The organism is Nocardia sp. NPDC058705, assembly GCF_042749305.1.
GTDB lineage: Bacteria > Actinomycetota > Actinomycetes > Mycobacteriales > Mycobacteriaceae > Nocardia.
In genome coordinates, this window is sequence record NZ_JBHYRN010000034.1 from 16,122 (window position 1) to 41,463 (window position 25,342).

The window sequence follows — 25,342 nt, forward strand, 5'->3', positions numbered from 1 at the left end:
GGCTGAGGAGCGCCGACGCGCCTGTGGCTCTCAGACCGCGATCGGCTGCGGCTGCGGTGTCGGCTCGGAGAAACCACCGTCGACTGCGCGACCGGCGAATTCCAGAATGGTCGGGCGAGTGTCGTCGGCCCGCCACGCCACGGCCAGCTCACACGGGGTGAGACCGGCGACCGGACGCGCGGTGAGCCCGGGCCAGCGGTACATCGGCACATTGTTCTCGGCCAGCAGGCACACGCCGAGACCGAGGCTCACGGCCTCGAGCTTGTCCTCGGGGGTGGCCGCCTCGGCGCCGATCTTGGCCGCCTTGCCGCCACGGGCGTCGTTGCCGAGCCAGAAGTCGCGGACCGCGCCCGCTTCGGTGGGCAGGGCGACGAAGGGCTCGTCGAGTAGGTCGGCGAAGTCGATGCTGTCCTGCTCGGCCAGCGGGTGCGTTTCGGGCAGCAGCACCCAGCGGGGCTCGGTGCGCAGCACCTGCCAGCGGTAACGGTTGGGGTCGGGCAGCGGCAGCCACACCAGCGAGAGGTCGGCCTGTCGACCGGCGAGGCCGCTGGACGGGTCGTTCCACGACGCGGCGTGCAGGGCGAGGCGGTGACCGCTTGCGCTCTCGAGGTCGTTGAGCAGACCACGGCCGAGCGCGGACTGGATCCCCACGCGCAGCACCTCGCCTGCTTCCTGGAGGGACACGTTGGTCACCTCCCACAGCTCGAGGATCTTGCGGGCGCCTTCGAGCAGTTCCTTACCGGCGACGGTGAGGGCGACGCTGCGCTGGTTGCGGTCGAACAGGACCACGTCGAGCTGGCGTTCGAGCTGGCGGATCTGGCGCGACAACGTCGGCTGAGCGATGTGCAGCCGCTGTGCGGCGTTGGTGAAATGCAGTTCCTCAGCGACGGCGACGAAATACCGCAGATCGCGCAAATGCGGGTCCATAGCACCTTGCTATCAGAATCGGTCGGGAAAATCCAGCCAAAACGGGCAAGGAAGTTCGCGTAAGTGGGTCAAAACAGTCACCAGGTTGGTAACGCACAGCATATGGCCTGACATGGTGAGCTGCACCATCGGATCATCGATTGTTCGCATTGGCGGGCGGCCGAGTGGGTCAGCGGTCCATCTGGGCGTCTGACCAGGGGAAATGCGCCGTCTTTCACATTCGGCATCCGGCTGTGGCCTGCGCCGCGTCGTGGTCGCTCGCGCGCAAAGGTGCCGCTGACCACGGTTCGCGCCCGAATGTCCCGGATTGAGTGACTTTAGTCACAAAGAAGTTTCGAGACGGCTACTGGGTCTCCTGAACCTCACCCTCGCGAGCCGCGATGCGGCGCAGCGGAGGTTCGGTGGGCGGGGGGACCCGGCGATCGGGCAGCTCCTCGAGCAGGGTGGTCGTCGCCGCGGCGATGGCGGCGACGGCTTTGTCGACGGCGGGTTTGGTGGCGCTGCTCAGGCCGGAGATGCCGCCGACCTTGCGCACATATTGCAAGGCGGCCGCGTAGATCTCCTGCTCGGTGGCGGCAGGCTCCAGACCACGCAAGACGGTGATATTTCTACACATGTCAGAACCATAGACCTGGTGAGCATGACGCGACAGGCGAAGAAACAGGTGATCTGAAATTCTCGTGACGCACGCGAGATTCGCAGGCCGCCCGTGATCGGGGTCACCGCACTAGACTCGGCCGCATGCCTGCCAGGGGAGTACCAGCGCTGACCACCTTTCCCTATCCGGAACTGGACGAGCGCGAAGAAGATCACTGGTCGGGCGCGGGTGTGAGCGACGACGAACTGCGCGCCCTCGCGCTCGGCGCCTTCTACTCCACCCGCTGGGACGCCTTCCACGACGCGATGCTGCTCGGCCCCGAACGTGAACACCCACTCGGTGACCGTCGCGAACTGGCCATCGACACCCTCACCGGCGCCTGGGGCATCACCGACGGCACCGAAGCGCGCGCCTCGATGGAACAGCTCCTCGAAGGCATGCATGCACCGCTGTACTCCTTGGTGCATCCGCTGGTGATGGCCTCGGTCAATGCCAGTGAGCGCGACCGTTTCGGTGAGCGGGCCGACAAGCAGCGCGCCTTCCTGCGTCAGGTCGGATCGTTCCGTGGCATGGACAATCCCGAAGCACTGGTCCGTGACTACGACATCTGGGCCCAGGCCATCAAGATCGGCTTCACCGACCACCTGTCACGCCCGCTGCCCAACGACATCCACGCCTGGGACCTGGCCCGCGTCGTCGCGGTGGCTCGCATGGCGTTCACCGCGGGCTATATCGACGCCGACGTGGCGTGGGAATACTGCATGCGCGCGCTCGCCCCCGCGCAGCGCCGCTACCGCAACTGGCGCCAGTTCGGCGACGCCTACCTCACCGGCTGGACCTACTGGCAGGCCACCGAGGACCTCGCCGAACTGAAGAACGGCGGCGTCGACCGGCGGATGGAACTGGTGCGCCTGTGGACCCGCCCCACCAGCCCGTGGCGGCGCATCGAGCTGAATGAGCCGGAGCAGAAGGCCGAAACCGAAGGCGCCGAGCCGAATTGATCCGCCACCCGACGCTGAAATCCTGACCCAGCCCCGCACCACCCGACCTCGAGGAGGGTCCGGCGCGCCAGCGGCGGTTGCGGCCCGTCCCGTCGATCGGGCGCCGTTGCGTAGGCGACGAAGGAGCAAGCAACGGTGTCCGATCGACGGGACACAAGGGGGCTGCGACTCGAGCGCGCCAGCGCTCCAAAATTACAGGCTGCGCAGAATCCCGCGGCCGTAGCGCTGGAATTGGGTGTCGTCGACCATGCCGAGCGAATGCCGCTCGACCAGTAATTCCCATTCCGCGTATAGCTGATTGACGCCCGGATCGGCAGGCCCTGGCGCGCCGTCGGCCGCCTGCCTGCGCACAGCGAAATTCACCGCGCAGGTGACACGTTCGGTATCGGCACGATCCACGCCGGCGAAATGCAGTGTGCGATTGCCGTCGTTGATGTCGATGCCGGAGCCGCCGTGGCGGGTATCCACTTCACCGGGAGCCGAGCGCGTGCCTTCGACAGTGCGGGCGCCGAGAATCGCGGCCACCGCCAATTCGAAGGCATAGCGTTCGCCGGTGCCGATGGAGATGAACAGCACCCGGGTGGTGGTCGCCGCGAGCAGGCCGGTGCCCGATCCCGCTGGCGGTGCGGCGACCGCGATGGCGGTTTCCAGCACGTATTCGTCGGGGGTGACATATCGATTCAGCGCGGTGACCGCCGAACGCGCGTCCTTGCGCGGGGCCATCCGGCGCACGGCGCGCTCGACATCGGCGCGGGTCGGCCCCGACTTGCCCCACTCTGGCGCGGGCGGGGTGAGATCCGGCGCTGCCACATCGATGCGCTGGGTGGCCATGATCTGGTCGTTGATCCGGTCGACGATGCCGAGGGCGGCAGGCACGTCGTGCTCGGCGATGAGCACCGGAAGGGGAGTGCGGTCGGCGGGAACGCCGGTGAGGACCGCAGTGGGATAGCGCAGGTAGATCTCGATCACCACCGCCTCGTCGGCGCGCCGGTTGAGGCGCACCTTGAGCAGCTCGGCAATGGGAACGTCGAGAACACGTTCGCCGTCGGTACCCGGCCGGAGGACGACGAGCCGTCCACCGCCGTGGCGCAGAATCGCTGTGGGTGTTCGTAGCTCGACGATCTCAATACCCCCTGCGCTGTAGTTGTGTCGTCGCCCACGATAAGGCGGGCATGACATGATTGTGGCCACTTGCCACAACCCGGTCGAAGCGTTCGGGAACCACTTGCGTTCTCCGGCCGTTTACCAGTGCAACTGCACCAGCAGCCGAACAGCGCGATGTATCGAACTAGACCGTACGCGGTAACGTGGCATGTCCGCATCCGAAACCCGCCGATCTCGACGCTTCGCACGCACACCCGGAGTAATAACCGGAAAGGACTGGGCCGTCCGGCCGACGCTCTATGAACCGCAAGACAGTGTTTCGCACCTTGGCGATCATCTCGGGCATCATGCTCATGATCTGGCTGTTCAGCTTTCTCAGCGATGACACGCGCGGCTGGGAGAGTGTCGACACTTCCGTTGCGCTGGCCCAGCTCGAGGACAAAGCGAACGTCAAGAACGTGCAGATCGATGACAAGGAGCAGCAGCTCCGCATCGAACTGAACAACGGCAACGAAGCCACGAGCAACAACTCCAAGATCGTCGCCAAGTACCCCAGCGGTGGGGAGAACTCCGCGCAGGTCCTCGATGCCGTGCAGAAGTCCGGCGCGCCCTACGACACGGTGGTCAAGCAGGAGAGCTGGCTTTCCCAGCTGCTGCTGTTCATCGTGCCGATGGTGCTGCTGGTCGGCCTGTTCATCTTCGTGATGTCGCGCATGCAGGGCGGTGGTCGCGGCGGCATGATGGGCTTCGGTAAGTCCAAGGCCAAGCTGCTGACCAAGGACATGCCCAAGACCACGTTCGCCGATGTGGCCGGTGCCGACGAGGCCGTCGAAGAGCTGTACGAGATCAAGGATTTCCTGCAGAATCCGGCCCGCTACCAGGCACTCGGCGCGAAGATCCCCAAGGGTGTGCTGCTCTACGGGCCGCCCGGAACCGGTAAGACGCTGCTGGCCCGCGCGGTCGCAGGCGAGGCCGGGGTGCCGTTCTTCACCATCTCCGGTTCGGACTTCGTCGAGATGTTCGTCGGTGTCGGTGCTTCCCGCGTGCGTGACCTGTTCGAGCAGGCCAAGCAGAACAGCCCCTGCATCATCTTCGTCGACGAGATCGACGCGGTCGGCCGCCAGCGCGGCGCGGGCCTCGGCGGCGGTCACGACGAGCGTGAGCAGACGCTCAACCAGCTGCTCGTCGAGATGGACGGCTTCGGCGATCGCTCCAATATCATCCTGATCGCGGCCACCAACCGGCCCGACATCCTCGATCCCGCGCTGCTTCGCCCGGGCCGGTTCGACCGGCAGATCCCGGTCGGCAACCCTGACCTGGCCGGTCGCCGCGCGATCCTGCGGGTTCACTCGGCGGGCAAGCCGATCGCCCAGGACGCCGATCTCGAGGGTCTGGCCAAGCGCACCGTCGGCATGTCCGGCGCCGATCTGGCCAACGTGATCAACGAGGCCGCGCTGCTCACCGCCCGCGAGAACGGTTCGGTCATCACCGGCGAATCGCTCGAGGAATCGGTCGACCGCGTGATCGGTGGCCCGCGCCGCAAGAGCCGCATCATCAGCGAGCACGAGAAGAAGATCACCGCCTACCACGAGGGTGGTCACACCCTGGCGGCGTGGGCGATGCCCGATATCGAGCCCGTCTACAAGGTCACCATCCTGGCGCGCGGTCGCACCGGCGGTCACGCCATGACCGTGCCCGAGGACGACAAGGGCCTGATGACCCGCTCGGAGATGATCTCCCGGCTGGTCTTCGCGATGGGTGGCCGGGCGGCCGAGGAGCTGGTGTTCCACGAGCCGACCACCGGCGCGTCCTCCGATATCGACCAGGCCACCAAGATCGCTCGCGGCATGGTCACCGAGTACGGCATGAGTGCCCGTCTCGGTGCGGTGCGCTACGGCCAGGAGCAGGGCGACCCGTTCCTCGGTCGCTCGATGGGCGTGCAGGCCGACTACTCGCACGAGGTCGCCCGCGAGATCGACGAGGAGGTGCGCAACCTCATCGAGGCCGCGCACACCGAGGCATGGTCGATCCTCAGCGAATACCGCGAGCAGCTCGACACCCTGGCCACCGCGCTGCTCGAGCGCGAGACGCTGCACCGCAAGGACCTCGAGAAGATCCTCGCCGGTGTCGAGAAGCGTCCTCGTATCACCGCGTTCAACGATTTCGGCGACCGACACCCGTCGGACAAGCCGCCGGTGAAGACGCCGGGTGAGCTGGCCGTCGAGCGTGGCGAGCCGTGGCCGCCGGTGCAGCCGGCGCCGGTTCCGGTGCCCAACGGCGCACCGCCGGTCGACCCCAACGGTTACCCGGGCCAGCCCTATGGCCAGCCCGCGCCGCCCGCCGCCGGTTACCCGTTGCCCGCCGCGCCGACCCAGGCGTTCCCCCGGCAGTCGGGAACGCACGGTTCGCGGCCGGATTACGGTGCTCCGGCCGGGTGGTCGGCTCCGGGTTGGCCGCCGCGCGACGAGCAGCAGCAGCAACCGCAGCCGCCGCCGCAGCAGCCCCAGCCGCCGCAGGATCAGGGCAGTGCGTGGGGACGTCCCGAACAGCAGCAGCCACGGCACGCCAGCGACGGTTTCCAGCCGTGGGGTGCCCAGCCGCAGCCGCCCGCGCGTGACGCCGATTCGGAGAACAAGGACTGGGAAGGGCCGAACGGCCGCCACTGACCGGTGGCCGACTAGGCTCGATCGTCGAATGCCGGATGATCATCGGCGTTCGGAACTGGTTCTCGACCTACGCTCGACTGTCGAATACTGGGTGATCACCGGCATTCGGTAGTGGTTCTCGGCCCGCCCGCCTCTGGCTTTCCAGTGCAGGTCTGCCAGATCGGACTGACCGTTGTCAGTGCGACGAAGGAGTGCGCGGGAAACAGGGCCGAGAACCGGCGGCGTCAGCCGCAAATATCACGGAGGTGCGGAGAAGTTGTCGGCGAACAAGCAGGATCTCGATCCGGCGGGTGAACTCGGTGCGACGAGTCCGTCGGTGCTGACGGCGCTGGCGACCGGTGCGCCGTTCGATCAGCTGCGAGCCGAGAACGCGGTGCGTGAATTGTTGATCGCGGTCGGCGAGGACCCCGACCGTCCCGGTCTGCTCGACACCCCCGCACGGGTGGCACGGGCCTACCGGGAGATGTTCGCGGGGCTCTACACCGAGCCCGACGCGGTGCTGGCGACCACCTTCGACGAGGGTCATCAGGAACTCGTCCTGGTCCGCGATATCCCGATGTACTCCACCTGCGAGCACCATCTGGTCTCGTTCCACGGCGTCGCGCACGTCGGCTATATCCCCGGTCCGCACGGCCGGGTGACGGGCTTGTCGAAGCTGGCCCGCGTCGTCGATCTCTACGCCAAGCGTCCGCAGGTGCAGGAGCGGCTCACCAGCCAGATCGCCGACGCGGTGATGCGCAGGCTCGACCCGCGCGGCGCGATCGTGGTGATCGAGGCCGAACACCTGTGCATGGCCATGAGGGGAATCCGCAAGCCCGGCGCCAGTACCACCACCTCGGCGGTGCGCGGCCAGCTACAGACCGATGCCGCCTCGCGATCCGAGGCGCTGGACCTGATCCTGCGCAAATGAGCCAGCCACTGGTGACCGCCCGCGACCAGCGCTCGTGCGTGGTCATGGGGGTGGTCAATGTGACCGCTGATTCCTTCTCCGACGGCGGTCGCTACCTCGATCCCGAACTCGCGATCGCCCATGGTGTCGAGCTGTACGAGGCGGGCGCCGACATCGTCGACGTGGGCGGTGAGTCCACCAGGCCGGGCGCCGACCGGGTCGATCCCGCCGCCGAGGTCGCCCGGGTCACTCCGGTGATCCGCGGGCTGGTCGCCGCGGGCGTGCCGACCAGCGTCGACACCATGCGCGCCGAGGTCGCCGAGGCCGCGCTGGCGGTGGGCGCTTCGATCGTCAACGACGTTTCCGGCGGTCGCGCCGACCCGAACATGGTGAAGGTCGTCGCCGAAGCCGGCGTGCCGTGGATCCTCATGCACTGGCGCGCCGCCGCCGACTACCGGCACATCGGCCCCGCCGATCATTACGACGACGTGGTCGCCGAGGTGCGCGCCGAACTCGCCACCCAGGTCGACCTGGCAATCGCCGCGGGCGTGACCCCAGACCGCCTGATCCTCGACCCCGGCCTGGGTTTCGCCAAGAACGCCGAACACAACTGGGAACTCCTGGCGGCCCTGCCTGAACTGGTCGCGGACGGACTCCCGATCCTCATCGGCGCCTCCCGCAAACGCTTTCTCGGCGCCCTCCTCGCCGACGATTCCGGCCCCCGCCCGCCCGACGGCCGCGAAACCGCCACCGCCACCCTCTCCGCCTTGGCCGCCACCCACGGTGCCTGGGGTGTCCGAGTCCACGACGTCCGCGCCTCCCTGGACGCCATCGCCGTCGCGGACGCCTGGCGCCGAGCAGCCACCGCCCGAATCACCGTCCGAGGAGTCACGCGATGAACTCACCCCTGTTGCCGCCGCCTGCCGGTAGGCCCGCGTCTTCGCGGATCGAGTTGCGTGGGCTGCGCGCGTTCGGCAGGCACGGTGTGTTCGATTTCGAACGTGAGGACGGTCAGGAGTTCGTCGTCGATCTGACGGTGTGGGTCGATTTCGCCGCGGCCGCCGCCTCCGACGACCTCGCCGACACCGTCGATTACGGCGCGCTCGCCGAGCGGGCCGTACGCATCGTGACCGGCCCGCCGCGCGATCTGATCGAGACGGTGGTCTCCGAGATCGCCGACGACGTGATGGCCGACCCGCGGATCGAGGCGGTGGAGGCGGTGGTGCACAAGCCGTCGGCGCCGATCCCGCACACGTTCGAAGACGTGCGCGTGGTGGCGACGCGGTATCGCACGGTGGCTCCGGGGTCGCGGCGATGACTCGCGCCGTGCTTTCGATCGGCTCGAACCTGGGCGATCGGCTCGCACATCTACGCAGCGTGCTGGACGCGCTGGGGGAGCGGACCATTGCAGTTTCGCCCGTCTACACCACCGCGCCGTGGGGCGGTGTCGACCAGGACGACTACCTCAATGCTGTTGTCGTAGCGGAAGATCCGGCCTTCGATGACTACGCGTGGCTGCGTTTCGGTCAGGAGCTCGAGCAGGCCGCTGACCGTGTCCGTGAGATTCGTTGGGGCGCACGCACTCTCGATGTCGACATTGTCCAGTGCGCCGACGATGCGGGCACGTCGATCGCCCGCGACACAGATCCCACGCTGATCCTTCCGCACCCGCAAGCCCCCAACCGGGCCTTCGTGCTGATCCCGTGGATGGCAGTCGACCCCTCCGCGCACCTCCTCGTAGACGGCGCCGCCCGCCCGATCGTGGAGCTGCTCGCCGAACTCGACCAGTCCGAAAGAGACGGCGTGCTCCGCACTGACCTGGTGCTACGCGACGAAAGCGCCCGATCGTGCTGAAACCCACCCGGGTACTCGACCTCGCGCTGAACGTGGTGGTCGCCGCCGCGGTCGCCTGGATCGCCACCCGGTTCGCCTACTCCAACTTCCCGGCGATCTCGGTTGCCGCAGGTGCTTCGCTGTTGCCGGTCGCCGCGATCGAGGCGGCGCTCGGCTTCGCGATCAAGGCCAAGATCGCCGACGAGCAGATCGGCGACGGTTCGGGTCAGATGCATCCGATCAATGTCGCGAGGGGGGTGGCGCTGGCGAAGGCGTCGCTGCAGGTGGGTTCGCTGGCCGCCGGTGTGTGGCTCGGTTTCCTGCTGTGGGTTTTCCCACAGCGCGGGACCGTGACCGCGGCTGCTGCCGATTCGCCGGGTGCGGTGGTCGGCCTGCTGGCCGGTTCGGCCCTGGTTGCTGCGGCTTTGTGGCTGGAGTATTGCTGCCGTGCGCCGGAGGACCCGACCGACGACCCGGCTACTACATAGCAACTTGCGAATGGAATCACTGTGACCTTTGGTGGGCCCACCAGCCGATTCCGGCTACCCTGGCCCTCATGGTTTCACCCTCCCGCAGCACGGCGCCCCGACGACGGCGGGACGACGCGGGAAAATTCTTCGTCGGTTTCCTCATCCTGCTCGGTCTGACGGCCAGCGTTTTCCTGATCTTCAGCGAAAATGTCCAGTACGTGCGGATCGGGCTGGTAGCGGCCCTATGGGCAGCGGTGATCGGTGCGCTCGCGGCCACCCGCTACCGCAAGGACGCGGCCGTCGACAAGGCGAAGGTGCGCGACCTCCAGACGGTGTACGAGTTGCAGCTCGAGCGCGAGATCAACGCCCGGCGTGAGTACGAGATGGGGGTCGAGGCGCGGGTCCGTGCCGAAGTCGGCGCCGACTCCTCCGAAATCGCCGCCCTGCGCGCCGAGCTGACCCTGCTGCGTCAGAACCTGCAGGTCCTTTTCGACGGTGCCCTACCCGACGAGCAGGTCGCCTTGCAGGCCGACGCCGTGCGGATCGACGCCCTGCCCGCTGGCGAGTTCAACGCTTTCGACGAATCGGACCACGATTTCGACGATAGCCCGGTGGATGCCAATGCCGCCTGGTTCGGGCCGTGGCAGCAACCGCCCAGCGCCCTGAAACCCGTGTTCATGCAACCGGTTTCGGCCAATTTCGCCGACCCCTACGACGACCCGGTCACGGCCGAAACCTCCGCGATCCAGCTCGACGAGTACGCCGAAGCCCAACAGGCGGCCGCCGCCGAGCCGACCCCCGCGCCCGCGAAGCCGTCCACCAAAACACCCCCGCCCCGCCTGTCGTCCCCGCACACCCGCAAGGTGAGCGAGGTACCCGAGCCGACCTCCAACGGCACGAAGGCAAACGGCAACGGCAAGCCCGCACTCGCCGAGCGCACCCCAGCTCCCGCTGAGGCCAACCCCACTCCGGCCCCTGCGGCGACGTCCGCTCCGGTCCCCGCGGCTACGCCCGCCCCGGCACCCGCCGCGACGCTGGCACCGGCAGCGACGCCCGCCCCAGCCGCTGTGGCTACGGCCGAGCCCGCCCCGGCCCCTTCGGAGCCCACCCCAGCTCCGGTCGCCGCCACCGAGCCCACTCCGGCTGAGCCCGAGCCCGCCAAGCGACCGGAGAAGGCCCCCTCAGTGGGCACCAGCTCCCGCCGCCGCCGACGCGCCGAAACCGAAGGCACCGCCCGCCTCTCCGTAGCCGACATCATGGCCAACCTCGAATCCGAATCCACCCGCTGACCACGAACAGATCCCGCAACAACTGATCTCGCAAGAACGTCGGTAACTCGCCGGGTACGAGCTAACTGACCGTGTCGCTGAAGCTTGCCGCGTTGCCCACTCTCTCCGCGCTCGAGTCCGGCCAGAGTTCGCGGGGCGGCGGGTGAGTGCCAACCCGCTCATCACCCAACCGCCGCCCGCCAATACCGCAGCTCACATCACCTGACTCAGTCCTGAAGGCGCGGAGTAGCGGAATGAGCGCTAGATCACGGTGGGGGTGATGGCGCGGGGACCACACGCACCTCTATTCTCGACTCGTAACGTCTGGTACCCGCACCGCGGGACTGGAACGCAAATCGAGAGGACAACGTTGACCTCGAGAAGTGTCAATTCCGATGGCGCGAATTCGAGTATCGACCCAGCGCCCGCACGTCTGACGGTAGGAATCGTCTCGGCGGGACGAGTGGGTTCCGCACTCGGCGTAGCGCTCGAGCGAGCCGGCCACGTGGTGTTCGGTGTCGCCGCGATCTCCGACGCCTCGGTGCACCGCGCGCGTACCCGGCTGCCCGAAGCCGAGGTCCTGCCGATCGAGCAGATCGCCCAGCGCAGCGAACTCCTCCTGCTCGCCGTCCCTGACGCCGAACTGGCAGGCCTGGTTCGCGGCCTGGCGAGCGCGAATGTGGTCCGCCCCGGCACCATCGTCGTGCACACTTCCGGCGCGAACGGCGTCGCGATTCTCGAGCCGCTCACCAAACAGGGCGCTCTCGGCCTCGCCATTCACCCCGCCATGACCTTCACCGGCCACGACGAGGACATCGCCCGCCTGGCCAACGCCTGCTTCGGCGTCACCGCCGCCGACGAGGTCGGCTACGCCATTGCGCAAGCCCTGGTCATCGAAATGGGCGGTGAGCCGGTGCGCGTCGAGGAAGACCAGCGTTCGCTCTATCACGCGGCCCTCGCGCACGGCAGCAATCACCTGGTCACGGTCATCGTCGACGCGGTCGCGGCCCTGCGCGAATCCCTGTCGGGCCCCGGCCTGCTCGGCCAGCCCCTGGTCGACGACCAGCCCGGCGGCCTGCCCGAACGCTTGCTCGCCCCGCTGGCCTCGGCCGCCCTCGACAACGCCCTGCGCCGCGGCCAGGCCGCGCTGACCGGCCCGGTCGCCCGCGGCGATGTCGACGCCGTCGCTGCCCATCTCGCCGCACTCGCGCAGGTCGACGACCGCCTGGCCGAGGCGTACCGCGCCAATTCGCTGCGCACCGCCGAACTAGCCGAAACCGATCCGGCACTGCTGGAGCTCCTCGCCAAGGAAGGCCACTGATGGAACCCCGAGAAGTGCATCACCACCAGGGCGGCGCCCGCGCCACCGGCGCTTACAAGCCCGGCGTCCTGACCGTGCACCACAACCCCGAGGTCCTCGACACCGTGGCCAAGGCGCTGCGCGGTGCCGGTCGCACCGTCGGTTTCGTGCCGACGATGGGCGCGCTGCACGAGGGTCACCTCGCGCTGATCCGCCAGGCCAAGCTCAACAATCAGGTCGTGATCGTCTCGATCTTCGTCAATCCGCTGCAGTTCGGCGAGAACGAGGACCTCGACGCGTACCCGCGCACCCTCGACGCCGACCTCGAATTGCTCCGCACCGAGGGCGTCGACCTGGTCTTCGCGCCGAGTGTGTCGGATATGTACCCGGACGGCATGCGCACCACGATCCACCCGGGCCCGCTCGGTGACGATCTCGAAGGTGCAAGCAGGCCAACACATTTCGCGGGCATGCTCACCGTCGTCGCGAAGCTGCTCAACATCACCCATGCCTCCGAGGCGTACTTCGGTGAGAAGGACTACCAGCAGCTCACGCTGATCCGGCAGATGGTGCGCGACCTGAACATGGACGCGAAGATCGTCGCCTACCCGACCGTCCGCGAGGCCGACGGCCTGGCGCTTTCCTCGCGCAACCGCTTCCTCGACGCCACTCAGCGCGAGTCGGCGCTGGCCCTGTCGGCCGCGCTGGCCGCCGGTCGTCATGCCGCCGGCCTCGGCCCGGATGCTGTCCTGGAGACCGCCCGCGCGGTCCTCGACGCCGTCGACGGCCTCGAGGTCGACTACCTCGAACTGCGCGACGCGAACCTGGGCCCGGTGTCCACCGCCGGCAACGCCCGCCTGCTGGTCGCCGCCAAACTCGGCGACACCCGCCTGATCGACAACGCCCCCGTAGTGCTCGGTGCCCAGATCGACGGCCACCCCGACGCGAATTCCCTACCTGCCTCGCAGGCGCACTGAAAGGCGACGACGATGTTGCGCACCATGATGAAGTCGAAGATCCACCGTGCCACCGTGACCCACGCCGACCTGCACTATGTCGGTTCGGTGACCGTCGACCAGGACCTCCTGGACGCCGCCGATCTGCTCGAGGGTGAGCAGGTGTGCATCGTCGACATCGACAACGGCGCCCGCCTCGAGACCTATGTGATCGCGGGCGAGCGCGGTTCGGGCGTGATCGGCATCAACGGTGCCGCCGCCCACCTCGTGCACCCCGGTGACCTGGTCATCCTCATCGCCTACGGTCAGCTGGACGAGGCCGAGCTGCGCGAGTACGCGCCCAAGGTGGTCTTCGTCGACGAGCGCAACCGCCCGATGGAGCTCGGCTCCGATCCCGCGCACGCGCCCGAGGGCTCCGGCCTCACCTCACCGCGTTCCCTGTCGATCGTCTGAGCGCGGCGGGGGGCTGGAACAATGCTGCTGACGATCGACGTCCGCAACACGAGCATCGAACTCGGCTTGTTCTCTGGCAGTGGTGAACACGCGAAACTGGTGCGGCACTGGCGAATTCACACCAATCCGCTGATCACCGCCGACGAGTTCGCGATGCAGGTGCGCGGCCTGGTCGGCGCCGATCTCGACCAGATCGTCGGCGTCTCGGCACTGTCCACGGTGCCGCCGGTGCTGCGCGAACTGCGCACCATGCTCTCGCGGTACTGGTCGCATGTACCGCACGTGCTGGTGGAACCCGGTGTGCGAACGGGTATTCCGCTGCTGGTCGACAATCCGAAGGAAGTCGGCGCGGACCGCATCGTGAACTGCCTCGCCGCCTTTCGCAGCTTCGGTGGCCCCGCGATCGTCGTCGATTTCGGCACCGCGATCTGCGTCGACCTGGTTTCGGCCAAGGGCGAATTCCTCGGCGGCGTGATCGCGCCCGGGGTGGAGATCTCCGCCGAAGCCCTGGTGGAACGCAGTGCGATGCGCCGCGTCGAGCTGGCGCGGCCGCGTTCGGTGGTGGGCAAGAACAGCATGGAATGCATCCAGTCCGGCGCCATTTTCGGCTTCGCCGGGCTGGTGGACGGCCTCGTCGATCGCATTCGCGACGAATTCGACGCGTTCTCGGGCACCGATGTCACCGTGGTCGCCACGGGGGCGGGCGCGCCGCTGATCGTGCCGGAGTCGGAAACCATCGACTCCCACGTCCCGCATCTCACGCTCACCGGCCTGCGCCATGTCTACGAGCGCAACAAGAAATAGTGTCTGCTAAACTATCGCTCGTGATCTTCCGTGTGAGCACCCAGGAGTGTTGTCGAGGCTAATCTGCCTCGACCGTTCGAGGCTGACGTTTTCCCCTCGACCGTTTTCTCACACCTGGAGATGCGCTCATGCGTTCTTCTGTCCTTTCCCTTCCGTCGGCACGCGACGAATACTCCGCGACGCCCCCGCTCGACCGGGCGATCGCTTCGGCATTGCCCACCCGGTTGCGTCCTGCTGACCTGCTGCGACTCACCGACGAAGGCGCCGAAGACGTCCTCTCCGGTCGCTACGACCACCTCCTCCCGGCCGACGGCATCTGGCCCGCCGACGAGCGTTGGGCAACCCGCCTTTCCCACGACGACGAGGTCGATGTCTGGCTGATCAGCTGGACGCCAGGGAAATTCACCGATTTACACGACCATGCCGGCTCGCTCGGCGCCCTCACCGTGCTCAGCGGCGCCCTTTCCGAATACCGCTGGAATGGCACGGAGTTACGCAGGCGCACGCTCGCCGCAGGTGATCAGGCGTCGTTCCCGATCGGCTGGGTGCACGACGTGGTGCGCGCGCCCGCCGCCGCCGAATCCGTCGGCCCGCTCGACCCCACCTTGAGCGTGCACGCCTATTCCCCGCCGCTGTCGGCGATGTCGTATTACGAAGTGACCGGCCACGGCACGCTGCGCCGAACCAAAACCGTCCTCACCGACCAGCCCGAAGGTGATCTGTGATGAGCCGTTTGACGATTGATCAGATGCTCGAGAACGCTCGCGCGCGTTTGCGTCGGGTGTATGTGTACGACGTGGCCGCCGCCCTCGAGCGAGGCGCGATTCTGGTCGACATCCGCCCCGCCGCCCAGCGAGCGCGCGAAGGTTCGCTGCCGGGCGCGCTGGTGATCGAGCGCAATGTGCTGGAATGGCGCCTGGATCCGACCTCGTCGGCACGGTTGGCCCTCGCTGTCGATCACGATGTGGAATGGATCATTTTCTGCTCGGAGGGTTACACGTCGAGTTTGGCGGCGGCCGCGCTGCAGGAGTTGGGACTGCACCGGGCCAGCGATGTGATCGGCGGTTACCAGGCGTTGAAGTCGGCGGGACTGCTGACCGTCGGTGTCGGTGTCCCACATTTCGCCCGTGAGGTCAGCGCGCTGGCCTCGCTGTAAACCGGGGAGCACCGCAAAGTGTGCCCGGCGAATTGTGAAGTGCCTCACTGATTTCGCAAGCACATGGGTAACTCCCCACCCACCTCCCAGCCGTCGCGTGCATAACGTGAGCCCGAGAGCTGACTTGTCGCGCTTCCGGGCGGCCCGCTGAATACGCGGAGCGGCGGGGGAGCGGCGAGCAATTCAATTTCGGCGACCGCTAATGTTGTCGAACGTGAGCACTCCTAACCCCGCCGCACCCGGCCGCGCCGCCACTCCCGCTGTGGACACCGATGTTCCCGAGCAGATGCGGATTCGCCGGGACAAGCGGGAACGTTTGCTCACCGAGGGCGGTGAGGCCTACCCCGTGGTGGTCCCACGCACCCACACGCTCGCCGAAATCCGTGCCGCCTACCCGGATCTCGAAGCTGACACCCAGACCGGTCTGCAGGCCGGTATCGCGGGCCGCGTCATTTTCGTCCGTAATACCGGCAAGCTGTGCTTCGCCACGCTGCAGGAAGGCGACGGCACCAAGCTGCAGGCGATGATCAGCCTCAACGGTGTTGGTGCCGACGCGCTGGCCGCCTGGAAGGCCGATGTCGACCTCGGTGACTTCGTGTTCGTGCACGGCGAGGTCATCTCCTCGCGCACCGGCGAATTGAGCGTGATGGCCGATTCCTGGTCGATGGCGGCCAAGTCGCTGCGCCCGCTGCCGGTGGCGCACAAGGAGATGAACGAGGAGTCGCGCGTCCGTGCGCGCTACGTCGACCTGATCGTGCGTCCAGAGGCCAGGGAAATGGCTCGGACCCGCGTGAATGTGGTCCGTGCGCTGCGCAACGCGCTCGAGCGCCGCGGTTTCCTCGAGGTCGAGACCCCGATGCTGCAGACCATCCACGGTGGCGCCGCCGCGCGCCCGTTCGTCACCCATTCCAATGCGCTGGACATGGACCTTTTCCTGCGGATCGCGCCGGAGCTGTTCCTCAAGCGTTGCGTGGTCGGTGGCCTGGAGAAGGTCTTCGAGATCAACCGGAACTTCCGCAACGAAGGCGCCGACTCCACCCATTCTCCCGAGTTCGCGATGCTGGAAACCTACGAGGCCTACGGCACGTATGACGACTCCGCGACGATGACCCGAGAATTGATCCAGGAAGTCGCGCAAGAGGCATTCGGCACCCTTCTGGTGACACTCGCCGACGGCACTGAATATGATCTCGGTGGCGAGTGGACCACCGTCGAGATGTATCCCTCGCTGTCGGAGTCGATCGGAGTCGAGGTGACTCCGGAAACGACAGTCGAGGAATTGCTCGCACTGGCCGATCGGGTAGGTCTGGAAATTCCTTCCGGCAAGGGCTACGGTCATGGGAAACTGGTCGAAGAACTATGGGAACACGCGTATGGCGACAAGCTCTACACGCCGACTTTCGTTCGCGACTTCCCGGTGGAGACTTCACCGCTCACCCGTCAGCATCGCAGCAAGTCCGGTGTCACCGAGAAGTGGGACCTCTATGTTCGCGGCTTCGAGTTGGCAACGGGCTATTCGGAACTGGTGGATCCGGTGATCCAGCGCGAACGTTTCGTCGACCAGGCAAGGCTGGCCGCGGCAGGCGATGACGAGGCCATGGTGCTCGATGAAGACTTCCTCACCGCGATGGAACACGGGATGCCGCCGACCACCGGAACCGGTATGGGAATCGACCGCTTGTTGATGGCACTCACGGGTTCGGGAATCCGAGAAACGATCCTGTTCCCGATTGTCCGGCCCACTAGTCGCTGACCAGTGAATTCATGGGGTGAAGACCCCATGTTGGAAATTTCGCATTTCGGGGTATTCTTGCCTCGGGTATTCGGCCTGGAGGCAGGCTTGACGATTTCGAGAGGACGTTCATCTCATGGCAAAGAAGGTCACCGTTAGCCTGATCGACGATGTCGACGGTGAGTCCATCGCGGACGAAACCATCGAGTTCGCTATCGATGGGGTTTCGTACGAGATCGATCTGTCGGACGCTAATGCGGCGCGCCTGCGTGAAGGCCTGGACGAGTGGGTCGCCAACGCCCGCCGCGTGAGTGGTCGTCGCCGGGTGAAGGCCGCAGGCGCACCCGCACCGCAGGGCAAGAGCCGCGTTTCCATGGACCGTGAACAGAGCGCCGCAATTCGCGAATGGGCTCGTCGTAAGGGCCACAAGGTCTCGGCCCGCGGTCGTATCTCGGCCGAAATCACCGACGCCTACAACAAAGAGGTCGGCAAGAGTTGAGTTATCGGTGGTGCGGGTGCCGCGAGTTCGCGGCCCCGCCTGCCTGCCCCTCGCGGTGATCGGGGACGTAGACTGTTGGCCGTGCACAAGGTGTTTCGAGTATCCGACGGTGTTGCGGCGTGAGCTCTTTTCTGCGGTACACCGACGACACCGGTAAGCAGCACGAATTGGCCTTGGAGGCCGGTCAGCAGCGGGTCACCATCGGTCGCAATGTGCAGGCCGATCTGGTCCTGGCCTGGGACGCCGAGGTTTCGCGTCTGCACGCCGCCGTGGAACATCTCGGCGCGCACTGGACCATCATCGATGACGGACTTTCGCGCAACGGCACCTTCGTCAATGGCGAGCGGCTGGTCGGGCGCCGTCGGCTGAGTCCCGGCGACCGGATTCGGGTCGGGACCACGCTCGTGCATTTCTTCGATTTCGGCGGGGTCGTCGACGACGCGACCCATACCGCCTCCGGGTCCATCCCCACGATGCGCTCGCTCACCGATACCCAGCGCGCGGTGCTGATCGCGCTGTGCCGTCCGTACAAGCACGGCACCGGCTTCGCGACGCCCGCGTCGAATCAGCAGATCGCCGAGGAATTGTTCCTCTCGATCGATGCCATCAAAACCCATCTGCGCGCGTTGTTCTCGAAGTTCGGGGTGGAGAACCTGCCGCAGAACCAGAAGCGCACCCGGCTCGCTGCCTTGGCCATGCAGAGCGGAATGATCTCCGACCACGATTTGTGAGCGCGACGCTCGCGTAGGTCGATGAGCGCCTGAACTATGTCGCGGACCGGCGCTGGGCGGTTGACTTACTCGTATCACCGGAGCGCCCAGATCGAGCTCCGGGCCACGAGTCAGGAGACATCGCATGTTCGCAGTTCGGATGGCCACCATGGTGCTGGCGCTGCTCAGCACCGGACTTGTCGCGGGAGTGTTCTTCGCCTACGCGATCTCGGTGATGCCCGCACTGGCGCGCACCTCCGATCGCACGTTGATCGAGGTCATGCAGAAGGTCAACATCGTGATCATCAACCCGTGGTTCATGTTCGCGTTCATGGGCACCGTCGGTTTCACCGCGTTGGCCGCGGCGCTGCACCTCGGTGGCGACCACCGCACGACGCTGATCTGGATCGGAATCGCCTTGGCGCTCAGCGTGATCGCCTTCGCGGTCACGGCGGCGTTGAACGTGCCGCTCAACGAAGCGCTGGACGCTGCAGGCGATCCCGCGGCGATCGCCGACACCGCCGCTGTCCGTGCCGATTACGAGTCGGCGTGGGTCCGCTGGAACATCGCGCGCACGGTCCTGACCACCGCGTCGTTCTTGGTGCTGTGCGGGGCGATGTTCGTCGCCGGGGTTCAGCACGGCAAGTCCGCCGATGCTGCTGCGGGACTGGATGTTTCGCAGCCGAGCGGGCAGGTTTACGCCCAGCACGGCGGTCCTGTTGCCGGACAGCAGTTTTCGCAGCAGTCCGCTGCTCCGGTCGCCGGTGCGCCTTACCGCTCGCAGCACCGGGGTCGATGATTTCCGTGCGGTAGCGCCACGCGATCACTAGAACGTGTTCCATGATAAGTGGAACACGTTCTAGTGAGGAGTCGTTCATGCGACGTAGTTCGCTTCTGGTGCTCGCCGCGGCGGCCCTGCTCGCCTGCCTGCCCGCCACCGCGTCGGCCCAGCCCCTCTCGGTCGACTACAACTTCTTCGCCGGCATTCCACCGGAGCTCACCAACCCGGGCGGGTCGCTCCCCGGCGCGAACGACCCGAACTGCGTCCCGTCACCCGAACATCCCGACCCGGTGGTCCTGCTGCACGGCACCGGCGGCGGAGGGCAGACGAACTGGGGCGTATATGCCCCGCTGCTGGCCAACGAGGGTTATTGCGTATTCACCCTCACCTACGGCGCCTACGGCCTCCCGTGGCCCGTTTCGGCGGTCGGTGGCATGCGTCCCATCGAGCAGAGCGCCGCGGAGGTTTCCGCCTTCGTCGACGGGGTGCTGGCCCGCACCGGCGCCGAGCGCGTCGACCTGATCGCCCATTCACAGGGCAATATCGTCGGCAACTACTACATCAAGCGGCTCGGCGGCGCGGACAAGGTCGGCAAGCTGGTCGGGATCGCGCCGCCGTGGCTCGGCACCAACGCGTTCGGGGCGGGCGATATCGCCCACTTCAGCCGAGCGCTCGGCGCGGGTCCGGCCTTCGACGCGGTGAGTTCGTCGCTGTGTCAGGCGTGCGGGCAGATGTTCACCGGTTCGCCCTTCATGACCGCGCTCAACGCCGACGGCGTGTACGACCCGCGCGTGCGCTACACCAATATCGTCTCCGCCATCGACGAGCTGGTCGTCCCGCACACATCGGGGCTGGTCCCGGGGCCGAACGCCACGTCGATCGTCGTGCAGGACGGGTGCGCGCAGGACTGGTCAGAACACCTGGCCATCGCGGGCAGTCCGCGCGCGGCCGGTCACGTCCTCAACGCCCTCGACCCCGCCAGACAGGCCCCGGTACCGTGCGAATTCGTCCCACCCTTCACCGGATGACCCTCCTGACGCGATTTCGCTACAGGCAAAACTGAACAGGAAACGAATGCCGCGACGTGCGCGTTGTGAGTGAGTGACCATGTTATCGCCGGTCCTCAATAGGGTGGACCGGCGGCGGTGCAATCCCCTGCCAACTAGAGTGGATGGCGGGGGCCGCAACCCCCGGGCTTCATGGCAGGCTGACGACGAAACTTGTCGGTCCGACGCCCTAGGTTGTATCGAGCATACTGCGGCGTCTGTTGCCAGAATGTCGGAGCAGGAGAGTGAGGGAGCGATGTTCGAGAGGTTCACCGACCGCGCGAGGCGTGTCGTTGTCCTGGCCCAAGAAGAGGCCCGGATGCTCAACCACAACTACATCGGCACCGAGCACATCCTGCTTGGGTTGATCCACGAGGGCGAGGGCGTGGCGGCGAAGTCGCTGGAGTCCCTTGGCATCTCGCTGGAGGGTGTGCGTAGCCAGGTCGAGGAGATCATCGGGCAGGGCCAGCAGGCGCCGTCCGGTCACATCCCCTTCACCCCGCGTGCCAAAAAGGTGCTGGAGCTGAGCCTGCGCGAGGCGCTGCAGCTGGGCCACAACTACATCGGTACCGAGCACATTCTGCTCGGCCTCATCCGCGAGGGCGAGGGCGTCGCGGCCCAGGTGCTGGTCAAGCTGGGTGCCGACCTCAATCGTGTCCGTCAGCAGGTCATCCAGCTGCTGTCCGGGTACCAGGGCAAGGAGCCCGTCGAGGGCGCCGGTCCGCGCGGCGAGGCGGGTACACCGTCCACGTCGCTGGTGCTCGACCAGTTCGGCCGTAACCTCACTCAGGCCGCGCTCGAGGGCAAGCTCGACCCGGTCATCGGCCGCTCGAAGGAAATCGAGCGCGTCATGCAGGTGCTGAGCCGCCGCACCAAGAACAACCCGGTGCTGATCGGCGAGCCCGGTGTCGGTAAGACCGCGGTCGTCGAGGGCCTGGCTCAGGCCATCGTCAACGGTGAGGTCCCCGAGACCCTCAAGGACAAGCAGCTCTACACCCTCGACCTGGGTTCCCTGGTCGCGGGCAGCCGCTACCGCGGTGACTTCGAAGAGCGCCTCAAGAAGGTGCTCAAGGAGATCAACACCCGCGGCGACATCATCCTGTTCATCGACGAGCTGCACACGCTCGTCGGCGCGGGTGCTGCCGAAGGCGCCATCGACGCGGCCTCGATCCTGAAGCCGAAGCTGGCCCGTGGCGAGCTGCAGACCATCGGTGCCACCACCCTCGACGAGTACCGCAAGTACATCGAGAAGGACGCCGCCCTGGAACGCCGTTTCCAGCCGGTGCAGGTGGGCGAGCCGACCGTCGAGCACACGATCGACATTCTCAAGGGTCTGCGCGACCGCTACGAGGCGCACCACCGGGTCTCCATCACCGACAGCGCCCTCGTGGCCGCCGCCACCCTGGCCGATCGCTACATCAACGACCGGTTCCTGCCGGACAAGGCGATCGACTTGATCGACGAAGCGGGCGCGCGCATGCGCATCCGCCGGATGACCGCTCCGCCGGACCTGCGCGACTTCGACGACAAGATCGCCGATGCTCGTCGGGAGAAGGAAAGCGCTATCGACGCGCAGGACTTCGAGAAGGCCGCGCGTCTGCGCGACAAGGAGAAGCAGCTCGTCGCCAAGCGTGCCGAGCGGGAGAAGCAGTGGCGTTCCGGTGATCTGGACGTCGTGGCCGAGGTCGACGACGAGCAGATCGCGGAGGTGCTTGCCAACTGGACCGGCATCCCCGTCTTCAAGCTCACCGAGGAGGAGACCACCCGTCTGCTCCGCATGGAAGACGAGCTGCACAAGCGGATCATCGGCCAGGAGGATGCCGTCAAGGCGGTCTCCAAGGCGATCCGCCGCACTCGCGCCGGTCTGAAGGACCCCAAGCGTCCGTCGGGCTCGTTCATCTTCGCCGGCCCCTCGGGTGTCGGTAAGACCGAGCTCGCCAAGTCGCTGGCGAACTTCCTGTTCGGCGACGACGACGCGCTCATCCAGATCGACATGGGCGAGTTCCACGACCGCTTCACCGCTTCTCGTCTGTTCGGTGCCCCTCCCGGGTACGTGGGCTACGAGGAGGGCGGCCAGCTCACCGAGAAGGTGCGGCGCAAGCCGTTCTCGGTGGTGCTGTTCGACGAGATCGAGAAGGCGCACCAGGAGATCTACAACACGCTCCTGCAGGTGCTCGAGGACGGCCGTCTCACCGACGGTCAGGGTCGTACGGTCGACTTCAAGAACACCGTGCTGATCTTCACCTCGAACCTGGGCACCTCCGACATCTCCAAGGCCGTGGGCCTGGGCTTCACCCAGTCCAACGCCGAGGGCTCGAACTACGAGCGGATGAAGCTCAAGGTCAACGACGAGCTGAAGAAGCACTTCCGCCCCGAGTTCCTCAACCGCATCGACGACGTGATCGTCTTCCACCAGCTCACGAGCGAACAGATCGTGATGATGGTGGACCTGATGATCGCCCGTGTCGGCAAGCAGTTGAAGAACAAGGACATGGCGATGGAGCTGACCGACCAGGCCAAGAGCCTGCTCGCCAAGCGCGGCTTCGACCCGGTCCTGGGCGCGCGTCCGCTGCGTCGCACGATCCAGCGCGAGATCGAGGACCAGCTGTCGGAGAAGATCCTCTTCGGCGAAATCGGCGCGGGCCAGACCATCATGGTCGACGTCGAAGGCTGGAACGGCGAGGGCCTCGGCGAAGACGCCAAGTTCACCTTCACCGGCAAGACGAAGCTGACCAAGGAGACCAAGGGCGACGACAAGCCCGAGGTAGTCCTCACCGGCGCAGCCGAGGGCACCGCGCCCGAAGCCGCAGCCTCCGGCGAGTAATCAGCTGAACGACTGAGCCCGCCCCCTGGAGTTCCAGGGGGCGGGCTTTTCGCTGTTCGAAACCGGCTCGTGTCTTCCCACCGGGATTGCTACATTGACCATATGTCCGCCCCGCTCAGCGCCGTAGTCCTGATCGCCACCCACCCGGGGAAGGGGCCCGACCAGATCGCTGCCTTCAACACGCTGGCTCCGCTTGTTCGCGCCGAACCGGGCTGCCTGCGCTACGACCTACACTCTGTCCCCGGGAACCCGGACCGCTTCGTACTGTTCGAGGAGTGGAAATCCGCCGAGGCGCTGGCTGCCCATGACTCCTCGGAGCATATGCGGGCGGCCGATATCGCCAATAAAGCATTCCGCGCTGGTCCAGCCGAACTCATCGTCATCGACCCGAAGCCGGTGGCCTGAACCGTTATTCGAATCGGGTGAGGACGGGGGAGTTCTTTTCGGCGGCGAACGTGAGAAAGCTCCGCAGTCCTTCGTAGTGTTCCCGGAGGAAGTCGCGGCTGAAGTCGGTGTCCCAGATGTCCGGGCATACATCGTTGTCGTCCATGACCTCGGGGTCGAAGTGCGCGTCGAGGACGGCGAACGGGGTCGATGTCATGGTGCGGGCGGCGGTGGATACCTCGTCGGCCGTCCAGACGCGTGGTTCGCCGTCGCCTGCCCATGGGTCGAGGTCGCGGATCAAGTCGAGGTCGATGCCTGCTGCTTCGAGCAGGTATCGCAGGCCGTCCCACGCCTTGTCGATGTCGCCCGCGGGTTCGCCGGTGCGGTCGATGGCGTCGATCAGGTCGAATGCGGCCTCGGCATCGGCGGTGATGCGGGCGGCGTCTTCGTCGGAGATGCGGTGGAATGCGAGTACTGGTCCCATGGTGGGAAAGGTAGGAATCCAGACTTGGCGATAGCTTGGCGTCCGCTTTTCGCCGGTCCTGCGGGCGAATTTCGCGGCGTACGGTGGGAATTGCTTATCCAACCGACACGGGGGTGTTCGCACACATGACTGATTCCGATCGCACGCTGATTGCCGTATTGCTCGACCGTTCCGGGTCGATGCAGACGATCAAGGCCGATACCGAAGGTGGGCTCGCTGCCTATTTCGAGCAGCAGCGGGAGGTGCCGAAGAAGATCGAGGTGACGCTCGCGCAGTTCGACACCACCTACGACGTGGTTTACGCGAACCTGCCGCTCGAGCAGGTGCCCGCGCCGAACCTGCAGCCGCGCGGCGGAACCGCGCTCTATGACGCGGTCGGCAAGCTCGTCACCAGCGTGGGCGCCGAGCTGGCCGAGCGCCCGGAGCAGGAGCGCCCCGGCACCGTGATCGTCGTGGTCCTCACCGACGGCCACGAGAACTCCAGCCGCGAATGGACCCACGCCGCCGTGAAGTCCCTGATCACCCAGCAGCAGGACGTCTACAACTGGACCTTCGTGTTCCTCGGCGCCAACATGGACGCCGTAGAAGTGGGCACCAACCTCGGCTTCGACCCCGGCTCGGCCATTACCTACGCCCCGGTCGCAGGCGGCGTCCGAGGAGCCTTCGACGCCCTCTCCGCCTACTCTTCCCGAGCCCAAGCCGCCCCGGCGGGCGCAGCCAGACGCGCCCGTTTCTCTGCCTCCGAACGCAAACAAGCCAACCAGGGTGAGTAGCCCTACGCTGCGTCGACCTTCTCGAACCGTGCGACGAACCGAACTTCGAGGGCATACGCCAAACGCTCGAGCATGCCGATAGTGGGTGTCCCGCCCCCCGATTCGAGTCGCGAGACCTCAGGCTGACGTAGTCCGGCCCGCTCGGCCAGCTGTGTCTGCGTCAGCCCGAGTTCCAGCCGCCGTTCGCGAATCGCTTCGGCCAGCTCGATCGCCAGAATTGCCTCAGCCCGTCCGGCCGCGTACTCGCCCGCGTCGAACCCGGGACTGCTCATCCGCTCACGGCGCAGTTCGTCCATCGATGGGTGCTCAGTCATGATCGGTTACCTCCTGTCGAAATCTGTGTGGGCACAACCGTGTTCCGATTCGCATACCTTGCGCAATGCCTTGGCCCGCGCTACTTCGTCGGTCTCCCGCATGCGAGTCTTGCGGAAAACTGTCAGCAGCACGATGCGACGACCCGGAGCGAGCCAATAGGTGATTCGCATTTCTCGCGGGTGCAGGTGAAAGCGGAGTTCGCGCACCCCGCCACCAAGATTGCGTGACCACGGTTCACTCAGGGTGGTCGCTCGTTCGGCAAGCATGCCCACATACACGTCTACCTGGGCGAACTCGCGCGTACTCAAAGAGCGCAGCCATCGGGCTACCTCGGGTTCGAGTTCCACCAGATACAGGTGCATAAGATTG

28 protein-coding genes are annotated in these 25,342 nt (G+C 66.5%); 22 read left to right on the forward strand and 6 right to left on the reverse strand.

Annotated elements, in window-relative coordinates:
* Positions 1 to 30 precede the first annotated feature (30 nt).
* Both ACFW6D_RS28205 and ACFW6D_RS28210 read right to left on the reverse strand, forming a co-directional pair.
* Entirely contained in the window at positions 31 to 927 is an 897-nt protein-coding gene (locus ACFW6D_RS28205) for a LysR family transcriptional regulator (protein WP_379333041.1), read from the reverse strand.
* Positions 928 to 1,270: 343 nt separating this feature from the next.
* Positions 1,271 to 1,543 carry a DUF2277 domain-containing protein gene (locus tag ACFW6D_RS28210; RefSeq protein WP_379333043.1) on the reverse strand — a complete coding sequence of 91 codons (273 nt, stop codon included), beginning with the start codon at positions 1,541 to 1,543 and terminating at the stop codon, positions 1,271 to 1,273.
* 125 nt (positions 1,544 to 1,668) lie between these two features.
* Between ACFW6D_RS28210 and ACFW6D_RS28215 the strand changes: the two genes are divergently transcribed.
* A complete protein-coding gene (locus ACFW6D_RS28215) occupies positions 1,669 to 2,526 on the forward strand; it encodes a DUF1266 domain-containing protein (RefSeq protein WP_379333045.1) in 858 nt (285 codons plus the stop codon).
* 192 nt (positions 2,527 to 2,718) lie between these two features.
* Here the strand turns inward: ACFW6D_RS28215 and ACFW6D_RS28220 are convergent, their stop codons facing one another.
* Positions 2,719 to 3,717, reverse strand: coding sequence for a hypothetical protein (locus ACFW6D_RS28220; protein ID WP_379333046.1), 999 nt, complete (start codon positions 3,715 to 3,717; stop codon positions 2,719 to 2,721).
* A 212-nt stretch (positions 3,718 to 3,929) separates the two neighbouring features.
* On the opposite strand from ACFW6D_RS28220, the gene ftsH reads away from it, so the two are divergent.
* The 20 genes from ftsH to ACFW6D_RS28320 all read left to right on the forward strand — a co-directional run bounded on the left by ftsH (position 3,930) and on the right by ACFW6D_RS28320 (position 23,422).
* Positions 3,930 to 6,296, forward strand: a complete 2,367-nt coding sequence (gene ftsH, locus ACFW6D_RS28225; RefSeq protein ID WP_379333048.1) for an ATP-dependent zinc metalloprotease FtsH — start codon at positions 3,930 to 3,932, stop codon at positions 6,294 to 6,296.
* Between the two features lie 316 nt (positions 6,297 to 6,612).
* The gene (folE, locus tag ACFW6D_RS28230) at positions 6,613 to 7,206 is read left to right on the forward strand and encodes a GTP cyclohydrolase I FolE (RefSeq protein WP_379333125.1); all 594 of its coding nucleotides are present in this window, start codon (positions 6,613 to 6,615) and stop codon (positions 7,204 to 7,206) included.
* Complete coding sequence (gene folP / locus ACFW6D_RS28235) at positions 7,203 to 8,084, forward strand: dihydropteroate synthase (protein WP_379333050.1); 882 nt, start codon at positions 7,203 to 7,205, stop codon at positions 8,082 to 8,084. Before folE ends, folP begins: the two co-directional genes overlap by 4 nt.
* The gene (gene folB, locus ACFW6D_RS28240; protein WP_379333052.1) at positions 8,081 to 8,503 is read left to right on the forward strand and encodes a dihydroneopterin aldolase; all 423 of its coding nucleotides are present in this window, start codon (positions 8,081 to 8,083) and stop codon (positions 8,501 to 8,503) included. The genes folP and folB overlap by 4 nt, the downstream gene beginning before the upstream one ends.
* The gene (folK, locus tag ACFW6D_RS28245) at positions 8,500 to 9,039 is read left to right on the forward strand and encodes a 2-amino-4-hydroxy-6-hydroxymethyldihydropteridine diphosphokinase (RefSeq protein ID WP_379333054.1); all 540 of its coding nucleotides are present in this window, start codon (positions 8,500 to 8,502) and stop codon (positions 9,037 to 9,039) included. The genes folB and folK overlap by 4 nt, the downstream gene beginning before the upstream one ends.
* Positions 9,033 to 9,506 (forward strand): DUF3180 domain-containing protein, encoded by a 474-nt coding sequence (locus ACFW6D_RS28250; RefSeq protein WP_379333056.1) that lies wholly within the window; start codon positions 9,033 to 9,035, stop codon positions 9,504 to 9,506. Before folK ends, ACFW6D_RS28250 begins: the two co-directional genes overlap by 7 nt.
* Positions 9,507 to 9,574: 68 nt before the next feature.
* A complete protein-coding gene (locus ACFW6D_RS28255) occupies positions 9,575 to 10,777 on the forward strand; it encodes a DUF6779 domain-containing protein (protein ID WP_379333058.1) in 1,203 nt (400 codons plus the stop codon).
* Positions 10,778 to 11,036: 259 nt separating this feature from the next.
* On the forward strand, positions 11,037 to 12,077 hold the full coding sequence (locus ACFW6D_RS28260; protein ID WP_379333060.1) for a Rossmann-like and DUF2520 domain-containing protein: 1,041 nt from the start codon (positions 11,037 to 11,039) through the stop codon (positions 12,075 to 12,077).
* Positions 12,077 to 13,033, forward strand: a complete 957-nt coding sequence (panC, locus tag ACFW6D_RS28265) for a pantoate--beta-alanine ligase (protein ID WP_379333062.1) — start codon at positions 12,077 to 12,079, stop codon at positions 13,031 to 13,033. The genes ACFW6D_RS28260 and panC overlap by 1 nt, the downstream gene beginning before the upstream one ends.
* Positions 13,034 to 13,045: 12 nt before the next feature.
* Entirely contained in the window at positions 13,046 to 13,465 is a 420-nt protein-coding gene (panD, locus tag ACFW6D_RS28270) for an aspartate 1-decarboxylase (protein WP_379333064.1), read from the forward strand.
* Positions 13,466 to 13,486: 21 nt separating this feature from the next.
* Positions 13,487 to 14,269 carry a type III pantothenate kinase gene (locus tag ACFW6D_RS28275; protein ID WP_379333066.1) on the forward strand — a complete coding sequence of 261 codons (783 nt, stop codon included), beginning with the start codon at positions 13,487 to 13,489 and terminating at the stop codon, positions 14,267 to 14,269.
* Positions 14,270 to 14,397: 128 nt separating this feature from the next.
* Entirely contained in the window at positions 14,398 to 14,994 is a 597-nt protein-coding gene (locus tag ACFW6D_RS28280) for a cysteine dioxygenase family protein (protein ID WP_364584063.1), read from the forward strand.
* A gap of 8 nt (positions 14,995 to 15,002) precedes the next feature.
* Entirely contained in the window at positions 15,003 to 15,425 is a 423-nt protein-coding gene (locus ACFW6D_RS28285; RefSeq protein ID WP_379333127.1) for a rhodanese-like domain-containing protein, read from the forward strand.
* 286 nt (positions 15,426 to 15,711) lie between these two features.
* Positions 15,712 to 17,178 carry a lysine--tRNA ligase gene (lysS, locus tag ACFW6D_RS28290; RefSeq protein WP_379333129.1) on the forward strand — a complete coding sequence of 489 codons (1,467 nt, stop codon included), beginning with the start codon at positions 15,712 to 15,714 and terminating at the stop codon, positions 17,176 to 17,178.
* Positions 17,179 to 17,293: 115 nt separating this feature from the next.
* Entirely contained in the window at positions 17,294 to 17,656 is a 363-nt protein-coding gene (locus ACFW6D_RS28295) for an Lsr2 family protein (protein ID WP_266297504.1), read from the forward strand.
* 119 nt (positions 17,657 to 17,775) lie between these two features.
* Positions 17,776 to 18,387: an FHA domain-containing protein gene (locus tag ACFW6D_RS28300; RefSeq protein ID WP_379238722.1), complete on the forward strand. Its 612-nt coding sequence runs from the start codon at positions 17,776 to 17,778 to the stop codon at positions 18,385 to 18,387.
* Positions 18,388 to 18,511: 124 nt separating this feature from the next.
* Positions 18,512 to 19,165 (forward strand): DUF1772 domain-containing protein, encoded by a 654-nt coding sequence (locus ACFW6D_RS28305; RefSeq protein ID WP_379333068.1) that lies wholly within the window; start codon positions 18,512 to 18,514, stop codon positions 19,163 to 19,165.
* 77 nt (positions 19,166 to 19,242) lie between these two features.
* The gene (locus ACFW6D_RS28310; protein WP_379333070.1) at positions 19,243 to 20,175 is read left to right on the forward strand and encodes an esterase/lipase family protein; all 933 of its coding nucleotides are present in this window, start codon (positions 19,243 to 19,245) and stop codon (positions 20,173 to 20,175) included.
* 274 nt (positions 20,176 to 20,449) lie between these two features.
* Entirely contained in the window at positions 20,450 to 23,017 is a 2,568-nt protein-coding gene (locus ACFW6D_RS28315; protein WP_379333072.1) for an ATP-dependent Clp protease ATP-binding subunit, read from the forward strand.
* Positions 23,018 to 23,119: 102 nt separating this feature from the next.
* The gene (locus ACFW6D_RS28320; protein WP_379333073.1) at positions 23,120 to 23,422 is read left to right on the forward strand and encodes a putative quinol monooxygenase; all 303 of its coding nucleotides are present in this window, start codon (positions 23,120 to 23,122) and stop codon (positions 23,420 to 23,422) included.
* Positions 23,423 to 23,426: 4 nt separating this feature from the next.
* Here the strand turns inward: ACFW6D_RS28320 and ACFW6D_RS28325 are convergent, their stop codons facing one another.
* Complete coding sequence (locus ACFW6D_RS28325; RefSeq protein ID WP_379333075.1) at positions 23,427 to 23,885, reverse strand: YfbM family protein; 459 nt, start codon at positions 23,883 to 23,885, stop codon at positions 23,427 to 23,429.
* 125 nt (positions 23,886 to 24,010) lie between these two features.
* On the opposite strand from ACFW6D_RS28325, the gene ACFW6D_RS28330 reads away from it, so the two are divergent.
* A complete protein-coding gene (locus tag ACFW6D_RS28330; protein WP_379333077.1) occupies positions 24,011 to 24,658 on the forward strand; it encodes a VWA domain-containing protein in 648 nt (215 codons plus the stop codon).
* A gap of 2 nt (positions 24,659 to 24,660) precedes the next feature.
* On the opposite strand, the gene ACFW6D_RS28335 is transcribed toward ACFW6D_RS28330, so the two are convergent.
* The gene (locus ACFW6D_RS28335) at positions 24,661 to 24,972 is read right to left on the reverse strand and encodes a helix-turn-helix domain-containing protein (protein WP_379333079.1); all 312 of its coding nucleotides are present in this window, start codon (positions 24,970 to 24,972) and stop codon (positions 24,661 to 24,663) included.
* Between the two features lie 6 nt (positions 24,973 to 24,978).
* Entirely contained in the window at positions 24,979 to 25,335 is a 357-nt protein-coding gene (locus ACFW6D_RS28340; protein ID WP_379333081.1) for a type II toxin-antitoxin system RelE/ParE family toxin, read from the reverse strand.
* Between the last annotated feature and the right edge of the window lie 7 nt (positions 25,336 to 25,342).